Below are 14,563 nucleotides of genomic sequence, written 5' to 3'. Positions count from 1 at the left end.
CCCGAGCGGCGCGCGATCAGCTCGAACACCTGTTTTAACGGGGCGTCGCGGAACTCGATGGTGATCGGCTGCTTGTACGACTTGGCCAGGCCCGATTCGACGATGGGCGGCGCCGTTTTTTCATCGACCTCGCGCAGCAGCGCGCGCGCGCCCGCATGGTTCGGCTGCTCGGTGAGGATGGCGTTCAGGCGCTGGCGCGCCGGGTCGTATTGTTTTGCATCAAACGCCGTGCGCGCATCGGCCAGCAATTTCCCCTGGCGCTGTTCGCGTTCGAGCGCGCGCAAGCCGCTGCTGGCGCGCTCGTTCTGCGCATCGATTTCCAGCACGCCGAGGAAGGACGCGCGCGCCAGCTCGCCCTGCCCCGCCTGCGCCTGGCGCTCGGCCTGCTGCAAGCGGCTGCTGGTGGCCCGTTCGCGCGCCTGCAGATACGCGCTGCGGTACTGCGCGTTGCCGGGGTCTTGCTGCAGCGCCTCCTGCAGCTTTTGCAGGCCGGCCGGGATGTGATCTTGCGCAATCAGCTCGCGCCCGTCGCGGTAGGCTTGCTGCCCTGCGCAGCCGGACAGCAGCGCCAGCAGTACCGGCAGCAGCGCCGATGAAAAGGAACGAGACATCACTCGGAAACTCCAATGTTGAGCTGCTGAACCTGGTTCAACGGCAGATAAGTGAGCGTCATGACGGGCGGCGCGATCGCCGCGACCTTGTAGGCGCCATCGATGACGGTATTGGCGCGCACGATATACGTCTTGTCGGCGCGCGACAAAAACACTTCCCAGGCGCCGTCGGCGGCCGCCTTGCCCAGGTAGACGAAGGGCAGCGGCGGCGCCATCGGCGGGGGTGGCGGCGGTGGCGCGACGGCGGCCACCTTCGGCGGCGGCGGTGTCCAGTCCTGGCGGTGGAAGACGGCGCCGGTGCCGCCAAAGGTGTCGCCATCCTCGCCCGCCACTTCGCTGCGCGGCAGCAAGGCCAGGATGGCCGGCTGCGCGGCTGGCGGCCTGGCGGCGGCATGGCGCGCGGGGGCGACGGCGCGCTCGACCGCCTCGGCCACCTCGGCCACGGGCTGGCGCTCGCCGAACAGCAGCAAGGCGCCCGCGCCCAGCACGCCGGCCAGCATGAGCCAATGGCGCGGGGTCATGGCGCCGCTCCCACGCTGTCAGCTAAATAAAACGTCAGGCGCAAACGCGCTTCGAGCTGCGTGTCGGCGATCTGCTCGCGGCGAAAACTCAGTTCGTCGAGCGAAGCGAAGGGCATGGCGCGCAGCGCCTGCAGCGCGAACTGCCACACGGCCGCATAACTGCCTTTCAGCGGCAGGGTCACCTGGTATGTGGCGACACGGCTGGCCTTGTCGTAGCCGCTCTTGTATTCGCCCTGCGCCAGCAGCAAGCCGTTTTTCGCGGCCAGGTCGAACAGCTGCTTGACCTGCTGCTCCGCGTGGCGCTGCTGTCCCAGGGCGGCATAAAAGCGCGCCAGGTTCTCGCTGGCCGTCGTCGCCGGCGTCAAGGCCGCCACGGCCAGCGCTGGCTGCGGCAAGGGGCGCGCTTCCAGCCGCGCCGCCACGGCACGCTGCTGCCAGGCCCAGATCGAGGCGGCCATGCCCAGTGCAAGCAGAAGCACTGCCAGGCAGGCGGGCGCGCCCAGGCGGCGCAGCAGCAGTTGCGCGCGCAGGCGCAAGCTATTGATGTCGGCGGCCATCATGGCGTGCCCCAGCGCGCTTCGAGCTGGAAGCGCAAGGGCTGGTTCGGATCGAGCGCGTTGATTTCATGGCGCAGCAGCTGCACCCTGGCGCCGAACAGCTCCTGCCGCTTCAATTGCGCGATATAGGCCACCATGGCGTCGCTACTGGTGGTTTCGGCCGTGATCTTCAATACCCGCTTGCGCGCGTCCGGTTCCAGCGCCAGCAGCGCGATGGCGGGCGGCGTGGCGCTGGCCAGCGCATCCTGCACGTCGCGCCACGGCAGGTTCAATTGCAGGATGGCCGCATTCACGGCCGCCGCCTGCGCGGGCGCGATCTGCACTGGCGGCGCAGGCGCCGGCCCCTGCATGGCGGCCGCCACGCGCTGTTGCGCGCGCTGCCATTGCGCCTCGCTTGCCTGCTGGCGCCGCAGCGCGGCGCTGCCGCTGCAGGCCGCCGTGACGATCAAGGCCACGCCCAGCGCGCCCGCGCACCAGGCCCAGGCGGGCACGCGCCGCAGGCTGCGGCGCCAGCCTGGCGGCGCGAAATCGATATCGAGACGCGTCATGCCACGCCTCCGCTGCGCGCCAGGCAGGCGGCCGGCGACAGGGCGGCTTCGCCGTCCGGCGTGGAAAAAACCTGGCAGTGGAACGCTGTCGCCGGCGCCAGCCAGTCCGCCGGCGGCGCGCCGCACAGCTGCAGCAGCGCGGGTGCGGGCACGCCTTGCAGCAGCGCCTCGCGCGCCAGCGCCTGCGCCAGCCAGTCGCGGCCTGCATCCTGCGCGTCCCGTGGCAAGGGCAGCGCGCGCACGGCAAGCAGGCGGCCAGCGTGCCGCACGCCCAGGGTCAAGGCGTTTTCCTGCAACTGGCCGAACCAGGCGCCCGGCTTCAGGGCGCCGTGCCAGCGGTTCCAGTGGCGCGCGAATTGCGGCGTAATAAAAATCAGGGCCAGCTTGCGTTCGGCCGCCACGCGCGTCAGTTGCGCCAGCAGCGCACGGGGCACGGCGCAAAAAAACGGCGCGCGCGCATCCCAGGCACTGCTGCTATGCCACAGGCCGGGAGGATCGCCATACAGCGACTGGAAGCGCAGCGCGGCGGCCGCCTCGATGTCGGCCAGGCGCGCCGCGCCTTGCGGCATGTCCACTTGCCACAGGCGCGCCAGCGCATCGTCGAGCACCACGGACAAGGGCCAGCCCGCGTATTGGCCGGCCGGCAGCAGCTGCGCCAGCGCCTGGCCCAGGGCGGCAAAGTCGCCATGCAGCGACTCGTCCCCCGCATACGCGGCTTCGCCCAGCGGCGTCCAGGCGGGCGCGCGCCAGCGGCTGCTGCGCCACAAGCTGACGCTGCCCGCCGCCACGCCCAGGCGCAGTCCAATTCCCAAACCTCTACGCATGCAGGGTGACCCTCTTGATTTCCGTGATGGTGGTGGCGCCCCGCTTGACCAGTTCCAGCGCCGCCAGGCGCAGGCTGCGCGTGCCGTTCGCATACGCGGCCGCCTTGATCTGGCGGATCGGTTTTTTATCGACGATGAGTTCGCGGATTTCATCGGTCAGCACGAGGATTTCGGCGATCGAGCGGCGCCCCTTGTAGCCCGTGCCGCGGCAATCGCCGCAACCCTTGCCCTGCTTGAATTGATATGCATCAACGTCGGCACGCGCCAGGCCCACGCTGGCCAGCTCTGCGTCGTCCGGCGTGTACTCCACCGCGCAATGGGGACAGTTGGTGCGGATCAGGCGCTGCGCCCAGATGCCGTTCAGGGCCGAAACAAACGCATACGGGTCGATGCCCATGTGGGTAAAACGGCCGAATACGTCGAAGACATTATTCGCGTGCACGGTGGTGAGCACCAGATGGCCCGTGAGGGCCGACTGCACGGCGATTTCCGCCGTCTCGCGGTCGCGGATCTCGCCCACCATGATTTTGTCGGGGTCGTGGCGCAGGATGGAGCGCAAGCCCTTGGCGAAGGTCAGCCCCTTCTTTTCATTCACGGGTATCTGCAAGATGCCGGGCAGCTGGTATTCGACGGGGTCTTCGATGGTGATGATCTTTTCGCGCCCGTTGTGGATTTCCGTCAGCGCCGCGTACAGGGTGGTCGTCTTGCCCGAGCCCGTGGGGCCGGTGACGAGCAGCATGCCGTAGGCTTCCTGCGCCAGCGCGCGCAGGGCTTCGAGCGAGGGCGCGTCAAAACCCAGCGCTTCCAGGGTCAGCGCGCCGTAGGCCTCGATCATGGCGCGCTTGTCGAGGATGCGGATGACGGCATCCTCGCCATGGATGCTGGGCATGATGGAGACGCGCAAATCGATTTCGCGCCCGCCCGACTCCACGCGGAAGCTGCCGTCCTGCGGCACGCGGCGCTCGGCGATATCGAGTTCGGCCAGCACCTTCAGGCGCGAGATGATGTGCTCGGCCACTTCGATGCCGTTGACGGCCGTGGCGTGATCGAGCACGCCGTCGACGCGGTACTTGACGGCCAGGCCGCCGGCCGTGCTTTCCAGGTGGATGTCCGAGGCACCCGCCTTCAGGGCGTCATATAAAGTCGAGTTGACCAGCTTGACGGCGGGGCTGGCCGCTTCCGACACGCTGGCGAACGACAGCACGGCCGCCGTCTTGCCGTCGCGCCGCGCGTCCGTGGCGGCGCCGGGCAGCAGGCTGTCGACGGCGCGCGCCGATTCTTCCTGCTTCGACAGATAGGCATCGATATCGGCCTGCAGCGCCAGATGCACGTTCAAGGCGCCCTGCCCGGCGCGCGCCCCGAGCCAGGTTTGCAGATCCAGATCAAAAGGGTCGGCGATCACGCCCGCCAGCTGGCCATCGGCGGCGCGCAGCAGCACGCAGTGGCGCGCCAGCGCCTGCGACAGGGGCAGCCGGTCGAAGGCGGGAGACAACGCCAGCATGTCCGCCGTTTCCAGCACGCCCAGGCCGAAGGGGCGCGCCAGTGCGCGCACCACGGCGCGCGCGTCGATGCGCTCAATTGCTGCAATTGCTCGACCAGGCTGCGCTTCGATTGCCGGCTCAGGAGGCGCGCGCGCTGCAGCAGCGCAGGGTCGATGGCCACGGTGGATTCGGCTGCGCTCTGCATCATGAAATGTCGCCGGCCAGGTCAAAGATGGGCATGTACAGCAGGATCACGATGGCGCCCACGACCAGGCCGATGGCGGCCATCAGCAAGGGTTCGAAGGTGCGCGTAAAACGGTCGATCCAGCGGCTGATTTCGCCATCATAAAAGGCTGCCGACTGCGTCAGCATGGGGCCCATGTCACCCGTGCGCTCGCCCACGCGCAGCATGCGCAGCGAGATCGGCGTGGTCAGCTGATATTGCTCAAACGCGGATGACAGGGGCTGGCCCGCCTCGATGGCACCGCGCGCGCCCTGCAGGGAAGCCTGCATGCCCGGCGAGACCATCGCCTGCACGGTGGATATCGCTTGCACGATGGTGATGCCCCCTTCGGCCAGCATGCCCAGGGTCAGGTACAAACGCGACAGTTCATAGATGCGCACGCGCTCGCCGATGCCGGGCAACTTCGCCAGCAGGCGCGCCACGCCGCCATGGCGCAGCACGCGCCGCACGGCAGTGAACACGACGCTGCCGGTGATCAGCAGCCCGAGCAACAGCAGCACGCCATGCTGCGTGACGAACTGGCCCCAGCTGAGCATGACTTGCGACATCCACGGCAGATTGCGCCCGGCGCCCTGGTAGACCTCGGCAAAACGGGGCACCACATAGCTGATCAGGAAGGCGCTGACGCCGCCGCCCACGGCCAGCAAAATAGTGGGATAGATGGCGGCGCTGACGATTTTACTGCGCACCGTATCGATGCGCTGCTGGTAGTCGATGTAGCGCGACAAGGCACGCGGCAAGTCGCTCGTGCCTTCGGCCGCCTTGACGATGCCGATATACAAAGGGGGGAACAGTTGGGCTTGCTCTGCCAGCACGGCGGAAAAGCGCTTGCCTTCGCGCAAGCCTTCCAGCAGGCGCGTGAGCACGCTGCGCGTGGCTGGCGACGCTTCCTTTTCCAGCAAGGCTTCCAGCGCCTCGACGATGCCCAGGCCCGCTTGCAGCAGCGCCAGCAATTCCTGGCTGAACAGCAGCAGCGGCAGGGCCCGCGCGCGCTGGCGCCCGGCCGCACTGAACGGCGTGGCCCGCAAGGGACGGATGGCGCTGACGAACAAGCCGCGCGCCTCGGCCTGGCGGCGCGCGTCGGCCTCGTCGCGGCCGTCGATCACGCACGTGTGCAAGGTAGCGATGGCCTGGTCCGTGGAAAGCGCGCGCACTTCAAACTGCATGATGGCGTGTCCGTGAGGGAGGCGTGGCGCTGGCCCTATTGCGAGCTGATGTCGGCATTCTCGCCGCTGCCGCCCGGCTGGCCATCCTTGCCCATCGAGACGATGTCATACTCGCCCTTGCTGCCCGGTGCGCGGTATTGATAGGCATGGCCCCACGGGTCGAGAGGCACGGCTTTTTTCAGGTAGGGGCCATTCCAGCGCGTGCCGGCGGCGGGCGGCGCGGCCAGCAGCGCGGCCAGGCCTTCTTCCGTGGTCGGATAGCGCCCCACGTCAAGGCGGTAGGTGTCGAGCGATTTTTCAAACGCCTCGATCTGCGCCTTGGCCACCGTCACTTCCGATTTGCCCAGCTGGGCAAAGTATTTGGGACCGACATAGGCCGCCAGCAAGCCGATGATCACGATGACGACCAGCAATTCGAGCAAGGTAAAGCCGCGCGCATGGCGCGTTGCCGCAAGGTTCTGCCTGTGTGCTGCATGCATCCGGTAACTCCTTCTTGCCTACCTTCAATACATTGCCGCCATGTGCGCCGCTGGTGGCTGCGCACAGGCGGCGCGCGCCTGCCTGATGCCTAAGTAAGCCCCAATAAATTATTGTGATTTCCTGAGGATTGCTTAGCAGGCTACCATGCCGCTTATGCTTAATACAATCTTTTATTTGTACTGAAAACAACAAAATACCAGGGAAACCATCACGTTTGCACTAGCGCAAATCGCGCGCCGCCTGCCCCGCCCCGTGGCGCGGGTACAATCGGCGCGTGGGCGGCCGTGCCGCCACCACGCACCGAGGAGCCTCCATGCCAGCCTTCCGCCTGAGTGTTGCCATCCTGGCCAGCGCCTGTATCCTGCCGGCCGCTCCGGCCGCGCCCCCGCGCCAGGCCTACATTGTGCAATTGACAGCCGCACCGCAGGCGGATGGCGATGCGGCCCGGCGCGCAGAGCGGCGGCGCGCCGTACTGGCGCTGGTGCCTGACGCCACAGTGCAATACCGCTACACGAACGCGCTGGACGGCTTTGCCGCCCTGCTCACCCCGGCCGAGGTCAAGCGCCTGCGCGCCAGCCCCCTCGTCGCGCGCGTCTCGCCCGATAGCGAAGAGCATGTCAACGACGGCGGCACGCACCGCGGCACCGGAACCGCCCCGCAATCTTAAGCCCGCGCAACACGCACCGGCGCGCGCCGCGCCGAAAGGCTCACACGCTCTGGCGGCGGCGCAGGGCCAGACCGATCAGCGCCAGGCCGCCCGTCAGCATCATCCATTCCGACGCTTCCGGCACGGCCGAGATCGTCGCCATGCTGGCGTAGCTGCTGCCGGTAATGCTGCCGGGCAAGCTGCCATTGAGCGGCGTCAGTTCGAATTGCACAAGGTTGCCATTCGCATTGCCCAGGTAAGCCATGCCGGTATAGTCGAGCAAGCCCACGCCAAACGTCGTGCCCGCGTTGCCGGGCGTGGTCAGGAAGTCGCCGCCGAAGACGACGTTGAAACCGAACTTGCCGCCCAGGGTCACGTTGTGAAACCAGTCGTTGTAGGCACCGCTATTGCCGAAGGTCAAGGTGCCGGGCACGCTGCCGCTGACATTGCCTTCCTGCGACGCCAGCGCGCCGAACGCGCCCGAGAAATTGCTGAGCACGGCGCTGGCGCCGGGCGCGGGACTGTTGCCGGCGATAAAGGCGAAGTCGAGGAAACCGGCGCCCGAGAACTGGCTCGTGTCGATTTCCACGCGGTAGGCTAGCGGGTCCGCCAGCGCCACGCTGGAACTGGCGGCCAGCACGGCGGCCAGCACGGCGCGGCGCAGGGCCGGATTGAGTTTCGTTGTCAGCATGATGGTGTCCTCAGAAGTTGCCGGCGTAGATGCTGGCGGAATAATGGATCGTCGCTTTCGACGGATTGGTGAAGCTGACGCCAAACGAGGCCGTCGCGCCCGGCGCCAGGCTGGCCCCGTTGACGGTGACATAGGCGGCGCCCGCATGGTTGCCCGTGGCGTTGCTCAGGCTGACGCCGGCCGGCAAGCCGCCGAACACCACCTGGAACGGGCCGCTCAATGCGCTGCTGCCCGTGTTGGTGAACGAGAACGTGCCCGTGTATTGTTGCGTCGCGCGGTTGAACGTGAGGCCCGAGCTGGCTTGCGCCACGCCGGCCGTGATGTCGCGGTAGGCGGGCTGCAAGTCCAGGCTGATGACGACGGGGTCGTGGTCCGAGGCGCGGTAGGGCAAGGCGTTGTACAGGTCTTGCGGCTTGGCCGCATCGATGTTGTAGTCGATCACTTCCGGCTCGTCCGCATTCACATGCCATTCGGCAACACCGGCCACTTGCGGGCTCAGCGAGGCGCTGGCCAGGGCATGGTCGAGGTAGCCGCTCTGGCCGCCGAATACGTAGGAGTACGGCATGCCGGACGGCCGCACGAAGCGCTCAAGCTCATTGACGAAACCGGCGCCCGTGATGAGCTGGATCGGGTCTTCCGCGCCATAGGAATTGAGGTCGCCGATGACCAGCACGTCCGCGTCGCCGGCGGCGGCCGCCACCTGTGGCACGAAGCTGCCCACCAGGCGCTGGGCCTGCTGCACGCGGGTGGCGTTCCAGCAGCTCTGGCTATCGTTGTTGTCCGCATCTGGCCCGCTTGCCGGGCAGCTGCCCTTCGATTTCAGGTGATTGACGATCAGCGAGAATTTCTCGCCATTGACGGCACGGAAGGTCTGCGCCATGGGTGGACGGTTGTTGATGGCGCTGGCATCCGACAAGGCGCCGCCCACCAGGCCCAGTTTGCCTGGCTTGTAGATCATCGCCACGCGGATGGCGTCCGTGCCCGTGGCGGCCGGCTTCGGCACCACGGCATAGGTGACGCCGCCGATGGCCGCGTTCAGCTGCTCGACCAGATAGGTGACGGCCGTTTCGCCATTGTTCTGGATTTCCATCAAACCCACCACGTCCGCATCGATGGCTTTCAGTTCGGCCACGATCTTGTCGCGCTGGCGCTCGAACTCGGCCAGGTTATCGGCGCCGCGGCAATTGCTCTTGCTGGTCGATGACCCCACGGTGCAGCCCTGCCCCGTCTGGCCAAACACGTTATTGCCATTGGTAAAAGTCGTAAAGAAATTCAGCACGTTGGCGCTGGCCACCTTGACGTTGCCTGATGGCAGTTCCGGGCTGCCCGTGCGCGGGTTGTCGCGCGAGAATTGCGGCGTCTGCGCGTCGGCTGCAGTTTATATGCGGCGCCGCCACCGCCGATGGCACCGAAGTCCACCACGCCCGTCAGGTCGGCCACCGTGTCGCCGCTGCGCACGGTGCCATCCTGGCCGATGTACGGTATCGTCGGCGGTGTGACGAATATGCCATCATCGAGCACGATCAGGTTGTTCGCATTGGCCGCGATCAAACTTTGTGCCTCGTTCGATCCCGCCGGATAGCGGTTGGTCGGCACCTCGCGCCGGCCCGCCGACAGGGTCAGTTCGCCGCGCGCGCCCAGGTAGGCGTTTTGCGACACGGTCAACGGTTGCGTGAAGCGCACCAGCATGCCTTCCACGGCGGTCAGCTTGTCGTTCGGCAGCATCACATTCGCCGGCACGATGCCGTGGCCCGCGCTTTGCGTGAGGATGGCCGTCACATCCTTCAATTCCGTATAGGAATTTTTCGCGCCCGTGGGCGTGTATTCGACCACCGTGCCCGTCACGCGCACCAGCTCGCCCGGCTGCACGGTGGTGGCCGTGCTGCCCGTGTAGACAAAAATGCCGTCCGACGTCGACGGGTCGCCATCGCCGGCCGCGTCCTGCATGAAGAAGCCCGTGCCCACTTTCAACGTCACCACGCCCTCGGTCGTCTGCACGGCATTGGCGTAGGGGCTGGCCGCGCCGCTGCCCTGGATCTGCGGGATCGTGTGGCTGACGGCGGCCAGGCCTTGCACGGCGACGTCGACCTTGCAGCTGGCGCTTTGCTGCTGGTCGTTGCTGAAATTCACGATGACGGGATAATTGCCCACCGGCACGCCCGCGGCCACCAGCAGGCTCACCGTGGCGCTGTCGCCCGCCACGCCGGCCGCGCTGAAATGGGCCAGGCTGATGCCGGCCACGGCCGGCGACGCCAGGCTGGCCGCATTCACGACGCCATCCACGTCGGACGCGCGCAGCACGGCGCTGCCGCCATTGCCCACGGCCAAGGCCAGGCTGGCGGGGCAGCTGGCAATGATCTGGTGCACGACGGGGCCGCCGCACGCATGCAGCGGCGAAGCCGTATTGCGCGGCGTCACGCTTCCGGTGGCAAAATCCGCGCTGTTGTCATCCGTGTCGCCGCAGCCGCCGTTTGCGCGCAGGATGGACAAGGTATTCGAAGGCGCGGGCGCCGCGGCGCCTTCAAAGCCGTTGGCCGTGCCGAAGCCGACGAGGTCGATGACGGCGGCGCCCGTGGGGCTGGTGCCCGTTTGCGCCGTCTTGCTATTACTCAACAGCACCTTGCCCGCCGTGCCCGACATGGCCAGGCTGCCCGTGGCGTCCGGTGCGGGCAAGTCTTGCGTGCCGCCCGTGCCCCTGGCTTGCTGGACCAGCAAATACTGGCCGGCTTGCAAATCGATAGCCGGCAAGGCCGTCACGGACCAGCTCGTACCGGCGGCGGACGCGCGTATTGCACGCTCCAGTTGCCCAGGTTGACGGGACTGGCGCCACGGTTGAACAGCTCAATGAAATCGTTGCGGTACACGGCCCCCGTGTTGCCGCCGCCTCCATACACCTGGCTGATGACGACGTCGGAGGCGGCCAGGGCGGGCAGGGACAGGCTGGCCAGCACGGCGGCCATGACCGTCAGGCGCAACGGTTTACGCAGGGACAAGGGCGAGAAGGACACGGCGGCAAGGTGGGAAGTCATGGTTTTCCTGGTCAGTAAAATGACAACGAACTTATGATTTGCATACGAATTTGCATACTAAACCGGGCGCATGACGATTTGATGACATTTCATTAAGTTGAACGGAGTCATGCCTGACAGCGATCCAGGCTGGCGACCGCATGCCGGCAGTATCCTTTCAGCAACGCCATGCTTTACAAAGCAAGCTTGATGCGTACTCGGCTGCACAATATGATATAATTCAAACAAATAAGTTTAATTCCTGATAAGAAATTGAACGGCAACACCAGACCCAGTAGTGCAGGCCCCATCCATGCCTGACCTTGAAACGCACTCCCCACCTTGCTCGCAACGTAGCCTGGACGGGAGCGGCAACATTCGCATGTGGATACACGCGTCGAACGGCGCACCCTTCCATGCTTTTTGAGAGATCGATCATGCCAACACCAATCTTCACGCCAGCCTCTTCCCGTCCCTTGCTGCTGGCCGCAGCACTGATGCTGTTCGGTGCCAGCGTACAGGCGCAAACGGCCGCGCCTGCGCAAAAAAATGAAAAGAATTGCCAGGCCAGCACGCAGTCGGCGAACGGCAATACGAAAGATGCCAACCTGGACGGCACCTACAGCGCCTGCAGCCTGTCCAACGGCTTCATCGGCGCCGGCACGCGCACCAACGACGGCACGAACAAGACGCCGGAATTTGACGGCGGCGTGTCCGATCAGGAATTCCGCAACGCGTCATCGGCCGAGAATAATCACCGCCTGGCCACGCGCCAGTTGCCTGCCGATGCCAGCACCGGCGAACCGCGCAAGGCGCTCGTCAGCAACGACCGCGACTTCCGTTTTGCCACGCGCGACTTCGTCGCCTCCGAAGCAAACCGTCCCTTCGACGACGCAGCCGGATACCGCGGCCCGGGCCGTTCGTATAATCAGGGCCGCAGCGGCGACACCCAGGCGCCACTGATCGTTTCGTCGTCGCTGGGCGAAGGCTTGCCTACAGGCAGTAACGGTGTCGGCGGCGGCGGCTCGGGTGGCGGCTTCACGGGCGGCAGCATCATCCCCGTGACGCCGGACATTCCCGCCGTGCCGGAACCGGAAACCTATGCCATGCTGCTGGCCGGACTGGGCCTCGTCGCCCTGGCGCGCCGCCGCAAAGAGCAAATAACGCCGCAGCATGAGAAAAGGCCCGCAAGGGCCTTTTTTATTGCCTGAAAGAATCAGGCTTCAACGCCGCAAGCCCGCATACGGGGCCGCCAGCGGGTCGCCGAGGAACAGGCCCTGGGCCGCCACAATACGCTGCCCCAGTACGCTTCCAGCGCCGTGCTGCCGGACAGGTAGCGGCGCAGCAGCAGCACGGTCGGATTGGGAAACTTCTGCCAATAACTGCACGGTTCGCTGACGGTGCCATAGCTGGCCGTCGCGCCCGCCTCCAGCCAGCGCTGGCTGCTCATCTGGCTACTGCCCTGCAAGTCGCCGCCAAACGAGGTCAGGTGGTCGGCCAGGGCGCCGGGCAGGAAGTGCAGGGTCTCCAGCTTGGCCACCTTGGCCAGCCCCGTCTGGTACACCATGATGTCTTGCGCCCCTTCCAGGCTGTCCGCCTTGAGGTGCCTGATGGTCAGCTTGCGCTGGCGCACCACGCCGGCGGGCGGAAAGAAAGCGGCGCGGCTGTTGCGCGCCGCGTCGCTGGTGCTCAGGTAATACGCGCTGGCGGCCGGCACGGAAAAGCCGCTGACGGCACCGCGGTCCACCACGGCCTTGGCCTCTTCCACGAAATCGATGGGCAGCAGCATCGACAAGCGCAAGCCCAGCTGCGTGTAGGGCTGCGCCACCTCGCTGTTGAAATATGCGCTGGGCTTGCCCGGATCGCACGTCTTCGCGCATTGATCCCCGTCATAGCCGAGTGTGAATGCGGCAGTGATGGCGTTGCATTCGACGGCATACGGCGCGCTCCACACCATCAGCACGGCCTGGATGTCAGGTTTCAGCTGCGCATTGATGCGCTCTTTCAGCTGCGTGAACTGGTCGATGCTGAGCTTGCGGGGGCGGTTGGGAATATTGACGTGCGCCACGTTCGCGGCCGGAATGCCGTGCGCCTTGCGGTAGTACTCGCCCACCTCGATACTGTTGGGCTCGGCGTCGTTGACGACGATGGCCAGCTGCGAGGCCTGCAATCCGGGCGGGGCCACGGCTGCGGCAGGGTCGGCATGGGCAGCGCCGGCGGCCAGCGCCAGCGAAAGACAAAGGAAGTTGCGCAAGGGTCGGTGCACCGGTAAGGGGGAAATCGGAGGCAGGCGGCCAGGGGCGCGGCTGCCTGCCGAGTATGGCGCCATCAGGCGCGCTGGTAGACATCCTCCAGGCGCACGATATCGTCTTCGCCCAGGTAGCTGCCCGACTGCACTTCGATCAGGTGCAAGGGCAGCTTGCCCGGGTTTTCCAGCCGGTGCGTCATGCCGATGGGAATGTACGTCGATTCATTTTCCGTCAGCAAGGTCACCTTCTCGCCGCACGTGACTTGCGCCGTGCCGCTGACCACCACCCAGTGCTCGGCGCGGTGATGGTGCATCTGCAGCGACAGCTTGCCGCCCGGATTGACGGTGATGCGCTTGACCTGGAAGCGCTCGCCGATATCGATGCCTTCATAACTGCCCCACGGGCGGTACACCTTGCGGTGCTGCACGTGTTCGCTGCGTCCCGCCTGCTTCAGGTGGTCGACCACCTGTTTCACGCGCTGCACCTGGTCCTTGTGCGCGATCAATACGGCATCGTCCGTTTCCACCACGACCAGGTCCTGCACGCCCAGCACGGCCACCATGCGGCGCTCGGCACGCACCAGGCAATTGCTCACGCCATCGAGATACACGTCGCCGCGCACCACGTTGCCGTTGGCGTCGCCCGGCTGCACTTCCCACAGGGCCGACCAGGAACCGACGTCGCTCCAGCCGATGGCGGCCGGCAGCACCACCGCATGCGCCGTATGCTCCATGACGGCATAGTCGATCGAATCGGACGGGCAGGCGGAGAAGGCCTTTTCTTCCAGGCGGCAGAAATCGAGGTCGCGGTAACCGTCGCGCACGGCCGCTTCGCAGGCGGCCAGCATGGCGGGCTGGAATTGCCCCAGCTCGCCCAGATAGCGTTCGGCGCGGAACAGGAACATGCCGCTGTTCCAGAAATAATTACCGGCGGCAAGGAACGACTGTGCCGTGGCCAGGTCCGGCTTTTCCACGAAACGCTCGACCTTGCAGCCCACGGCGCCCGGATGCACGGGCGCGCCGCTGCGGATGTAGCCATAGCCCGTTTCCGGCGCCGTCGGCACGATGCCGAAGGTGGCCAGCGCGCCGTCGGCTGCCAGCGATGCCGCTTCGGCGATAGCCTGGTGAAACGCGGCCACGTCGGTGATGACGTGGTCGGCCGGCAAGACCAGCATCAGCGCCTGCGGGTCGATGGCCAGCAGGTATTGCGCGGCCACGGCCACGGCCGGCGCCGTGTTGCGCCCGACGGGTTCGAGCAGGATGCCCAGCGGCGGCAAGCCGATCTCGCGCAATTGCTCGGCCACCATGAAGCGGTGCTCATTGCCGCACACCACCAGCGGCGGCATGACGTCGAAGGCGGCCAGTCCGCTATCGCCGGCACGGCGGTTCGGCAGGCTCGTCACGCGCAGCGCCGTTTCCTGCAGCATGGTCTTGTCCGTTACCAGCGGCAACAGTTGCTTGGGCAACACGGCGCGCGACAGCGGCCATAAGCGGGTGCCCGAACCGCCGGACAGGATGACTGGGTAAATTTTCATGGT

The 14,563-nt window shown here is 66.4% G+C and carries 14 protein-coding genes and 1 pseudogene; 2 read left to right on the top strand and 13 right to left on the bottom strand.

The window, feature by feature from the left end:
* Positions 1-610: 610 nt before the first annotated feature.
* From ACQVLG_RS15250 to gspG, 7 genes and pseudogenes are all read right to left on the bottom strand, one after another.
* Positions 611-1,132: a hypothetical protein gene (locus tag ACQVLG_RS15250; RefSeq protein ID WP_474295447.1), complete on the bottom strand. Its 522-nt coding sequence runs from the start codon at positions 1,130-1,132 to the stop codon at positions 611-613.
* Entirely contained in the window at positions 1,129-1,692 is a 564-nt protein-coding gene (locus ACQVLG_RS15245) for a hypothetical protein (RefSeq protein WP_474295445.1), read from the bottom strand. Before ACQVLG_RS15245 ends, ACQVLG_RS15250 begins: the two co-directional genes overlap by 4 nt.
* The gene (locus ACQVLG_RS15240; protein ID WP_474295443.1) at positions 1,689-2,237 is read right to left on the bottom strand and encodes a hypothetical protein; all 549 of its coding nucleotides are present in this window, start codon (positions 2,235-2,237) and stop codon (positions 1,689-1,691) included. Before ACQVLG_RS15240 ends, ACQVLG_RS15245 begins: the two co-directional genes overlap by 4 nt.
* Complete coding sequence (locus ACQVLG_RS15235; RefSeq protein ID WP_474295441.1) at positions 2,234-3,049, bottom strand: hypothetical protein; 816 nt, start codon at positions 3,047-3,049, stop codon at positions 2,234-2,236. The genes ACQVLG_RS15240 and ACQVLG_RS15235 overlap by 4 nt, the downstream gene beginning before the upstream one ends.
* 4 nt (positions 3,050-3,053) lie before the next feature.
* Positions 3,054-4,747 (bottom strand): annotated as a pseudogene (locus tag ACQVLG_RS15230) (GspE/PulE family protein).
* A complete protein-coding gene (locus tag ACQVLG_RS15225) occupies positions 4,747-5,952 on the bottom strand; it encodes a type II secretion system F family protein (RefSeq protein ID WP_474295439.1) in 1,206 nt (401 codons plus the stop codon). Before ACQVLG_RS15225 ends, ACQVLG_RS15230 begins: the two are co-directional and overlap by 1 nt.
* A 35-nt stretch (positions 5,953-5,987) precedes the next feature.
* Positions 5,988-6,431 carry a type II secretion system major pseudopilin GspG gene (gene gspG, locus ACQVLG_RS15220; RefSeq protein ID WP_034782166.1) on the bottom strand — a complete coding sequence of 148 codons (444 nt, stop codon included), beginning with the start codon at positions 6,429-6,431 and terminating at the stop codon, positions 5,988-5,990.
* Between the two features lie 314 nt (positions 6,432-6,745).
* On the opposite strand from gspG, the gene ACQVLG_RS15215 reads away from it, so the two are divergent.
* Entirely contained in the window at positions 6,746-7,099 is a 354-nt protein-coding gene (locus tag ACQVLG_RS15215; RefSeq protein ID WP_474295437.1) for a protease inhibitor I9 family protein, read from the top strand.
* Between the two features lie 40 nt (positions 7,100-7,139).
* Here ACQVLG_RS15215 and ACQVLG_RS15210 read toward each other — a convergent pair whose 3' ends face one another.
* Genes ACQVLG_RS15210 through ACQVLG_RS15195 form a run of 4 tightly spaced genes read right to left on the bottom strand, consistent with a single transcriptional unit; the run spans position 7,140 to position 10,798 of the window.
* Positions 7,140-7,769, bottom strand: coding sequence for an NF038129 family PEP-CTERM protein (locus tag ACQVLG_RS15210; RefSeq protein ID WP_230538403.1), 630 nt, complete (start codon positions 7,767-7,769; stop codon positions 7,140-7,142).
* 10 nt (positions 7,770-7,779) lie between these two features.
* Complete coding sequence (locus ACQVLG_RS15205; RefSeq protein ID WP_474295656.1) at positions 7,780-9,084, bottom strand: ExeM/NucH family extracellular endonuclease; 1,305 nt, start codon at positions 9,082-9,084, stop codon at positions 7,780-7,782.
* Positions 9,042-10,526 (bottom strand): hypothetical protein, encoded by a 1,485-nt coding sequence (locus ACQVLG_RS15200; RefSeq protein ID WP_474295435.1) that lies wholly within the window; start codon positions 10,524-10,526, stop codon positions 9,042-9,044. Before ACQVLG_RS15200 ends, ACQVLG_RS15205 begins: the two co-directional genes overlap by 43 nt.
* A complete protein-coding gene (locus ACQVLG_RS15195) occupies positions 10,523-10,798 on the bottom strand; it encodes a lamin tail domain-containing protein (protein ID WP_474295433.1) in 276 nt (91 codons plus the stop codon). The genes ACQVLG_RS15200 and ACQVLG_RS15195 overlap by 4 nt, the downstream gene beginning before the upstream one ends.
* A 416-nt stretch (positions 10,799-11,214) precedes the next feature.
* On the opposite strand from ACQVLG_RS15195, the gene ACQVLG_RS15190 reads away from it, so the two are divergent.
* A complete protein-coding gene (locus ACQVLG_RS15190; RefSeq protein ID WP_474295432.1) occupies positions 11,215-11,988 on the top strand; it encodes a PEP-CTERM sorting domain-containing protein in 774 nt (257 codons plus the stop codon).
* A 5-nt stretch (positions 11,989-11,993) separates the two neighbouring features.
* On the opposite strand, the gene ACQVLG_RS15185 is transcribed toward ACQVLG_RS15190, so the two are convergent.
* Positions 11,994-13,043, bottom strand: coding sequence for a TIGR03790 family protein (locus ACQVLG_RS15185; protein WP_474295430.1), 1,050 nt, complete (start codon positions 13,041-13,043; stop codon positions 11,994-11,996).
* 62 nt (positions 13,044-13,105) lie between these two features.
* The gene (locus ACQVLG_RS15180) at positions 13,106-14,560 is read right to left on the bottom strand and encodes a mannose-1-phosphate guanylyltransferase/mannose-6-phosphate isomerase (protein ID WP_474295428.1); all 1,455 of its coding nucleotides are present in this window, start codon (positions 14,558-14,560) and stop codon (positions 13,106-13,108) included.
* Positions 14,561-14,563 lie beyond the last annotated feature (3 nt).

The organism is Janthinobacterium sp. TPC_1 (assembly GCF_056037845.1).
The sequence above is the reverse complement of the archived record's forward strand: the minus strand, read 5'-3'. Positions and strand labels throughout refer to the sequence as shown.

Bases quoted from the DNA above. Each gene is read 5' to 3' on its own strand.
- ACQVLG_RS15250 (WP_474295447.1), bottom strand. From the start codon at position 1,132: ATGACCCCGCGCCATTGGCTCATGCTGGCCGGCGTGCTGGGCGCGGGC.
- ACQVLG_RS15245 (WP_474295445.1), bottom strand. From the start codon at position 1,692: ATGATGGCCGCCGACATCAATAGCTTGCGCCTGCGCGCGCAACTGCTG.
- ACQVLG_RS15240 (WP_474295443.1), bottom strand. From the start codon at position 2,237: ATGACGCGTCTCGATATCGATTTCGCGCCGCCAGGCTGGCGCCGCAGC.
- ACQVLG_RS15225 (WP_474295439.1), bottom strand. From the start codon at position 5,952: ATGCAGTTTGAAGTGCGCGCGCTTTCCACGGACCAGGCCATCGCTACC.
- gspG (WP_034782166.1), bottom strand. From the start codon at position 6,431: ATGCATGCAGCACACAGGCAGAACCTTGCGGCAACGCGCCATGCGCGC.
- ACQVLG_RS15215 (WP_474295437.1), top strand. From the start codon at position 6,746: ATGCCAGCCTTCCGCCTGAGTGTTGCCATCCTGGCCAGCGCCTGTATC.
- ACQVLG_RS15210 (WP_230538403.1), bottom strand. From the start codon at position 7,769: ATGCTGACAACGAAACTCAATCCGGCCCTGCGCCGCGCCGTGCTGGCC.
- ACQVLG_RS15195 (WP_474295433.1), bottom strand. From the start codon at position 10,798: ATGACTTCCCACCTTGCCGCCGTGTCCTTCTCGCCCTTGTCCCTGCGT.
- ACQVLG_RS15190 (WP_474295432.1), top strand. From the start codon at position 11,215: ATGCCAACACCAATCTTCACGCCAGCCTCTTCCCGTCCCTTGCTGCTG.
- ACQVLG_RS15180 (WP_474295428.1), bottom strand. From the start codon at position 14,560: ATGAAAATTTACCCAGTCATCCTGTCCGGCGGTTCGGGCACCCGCTTA.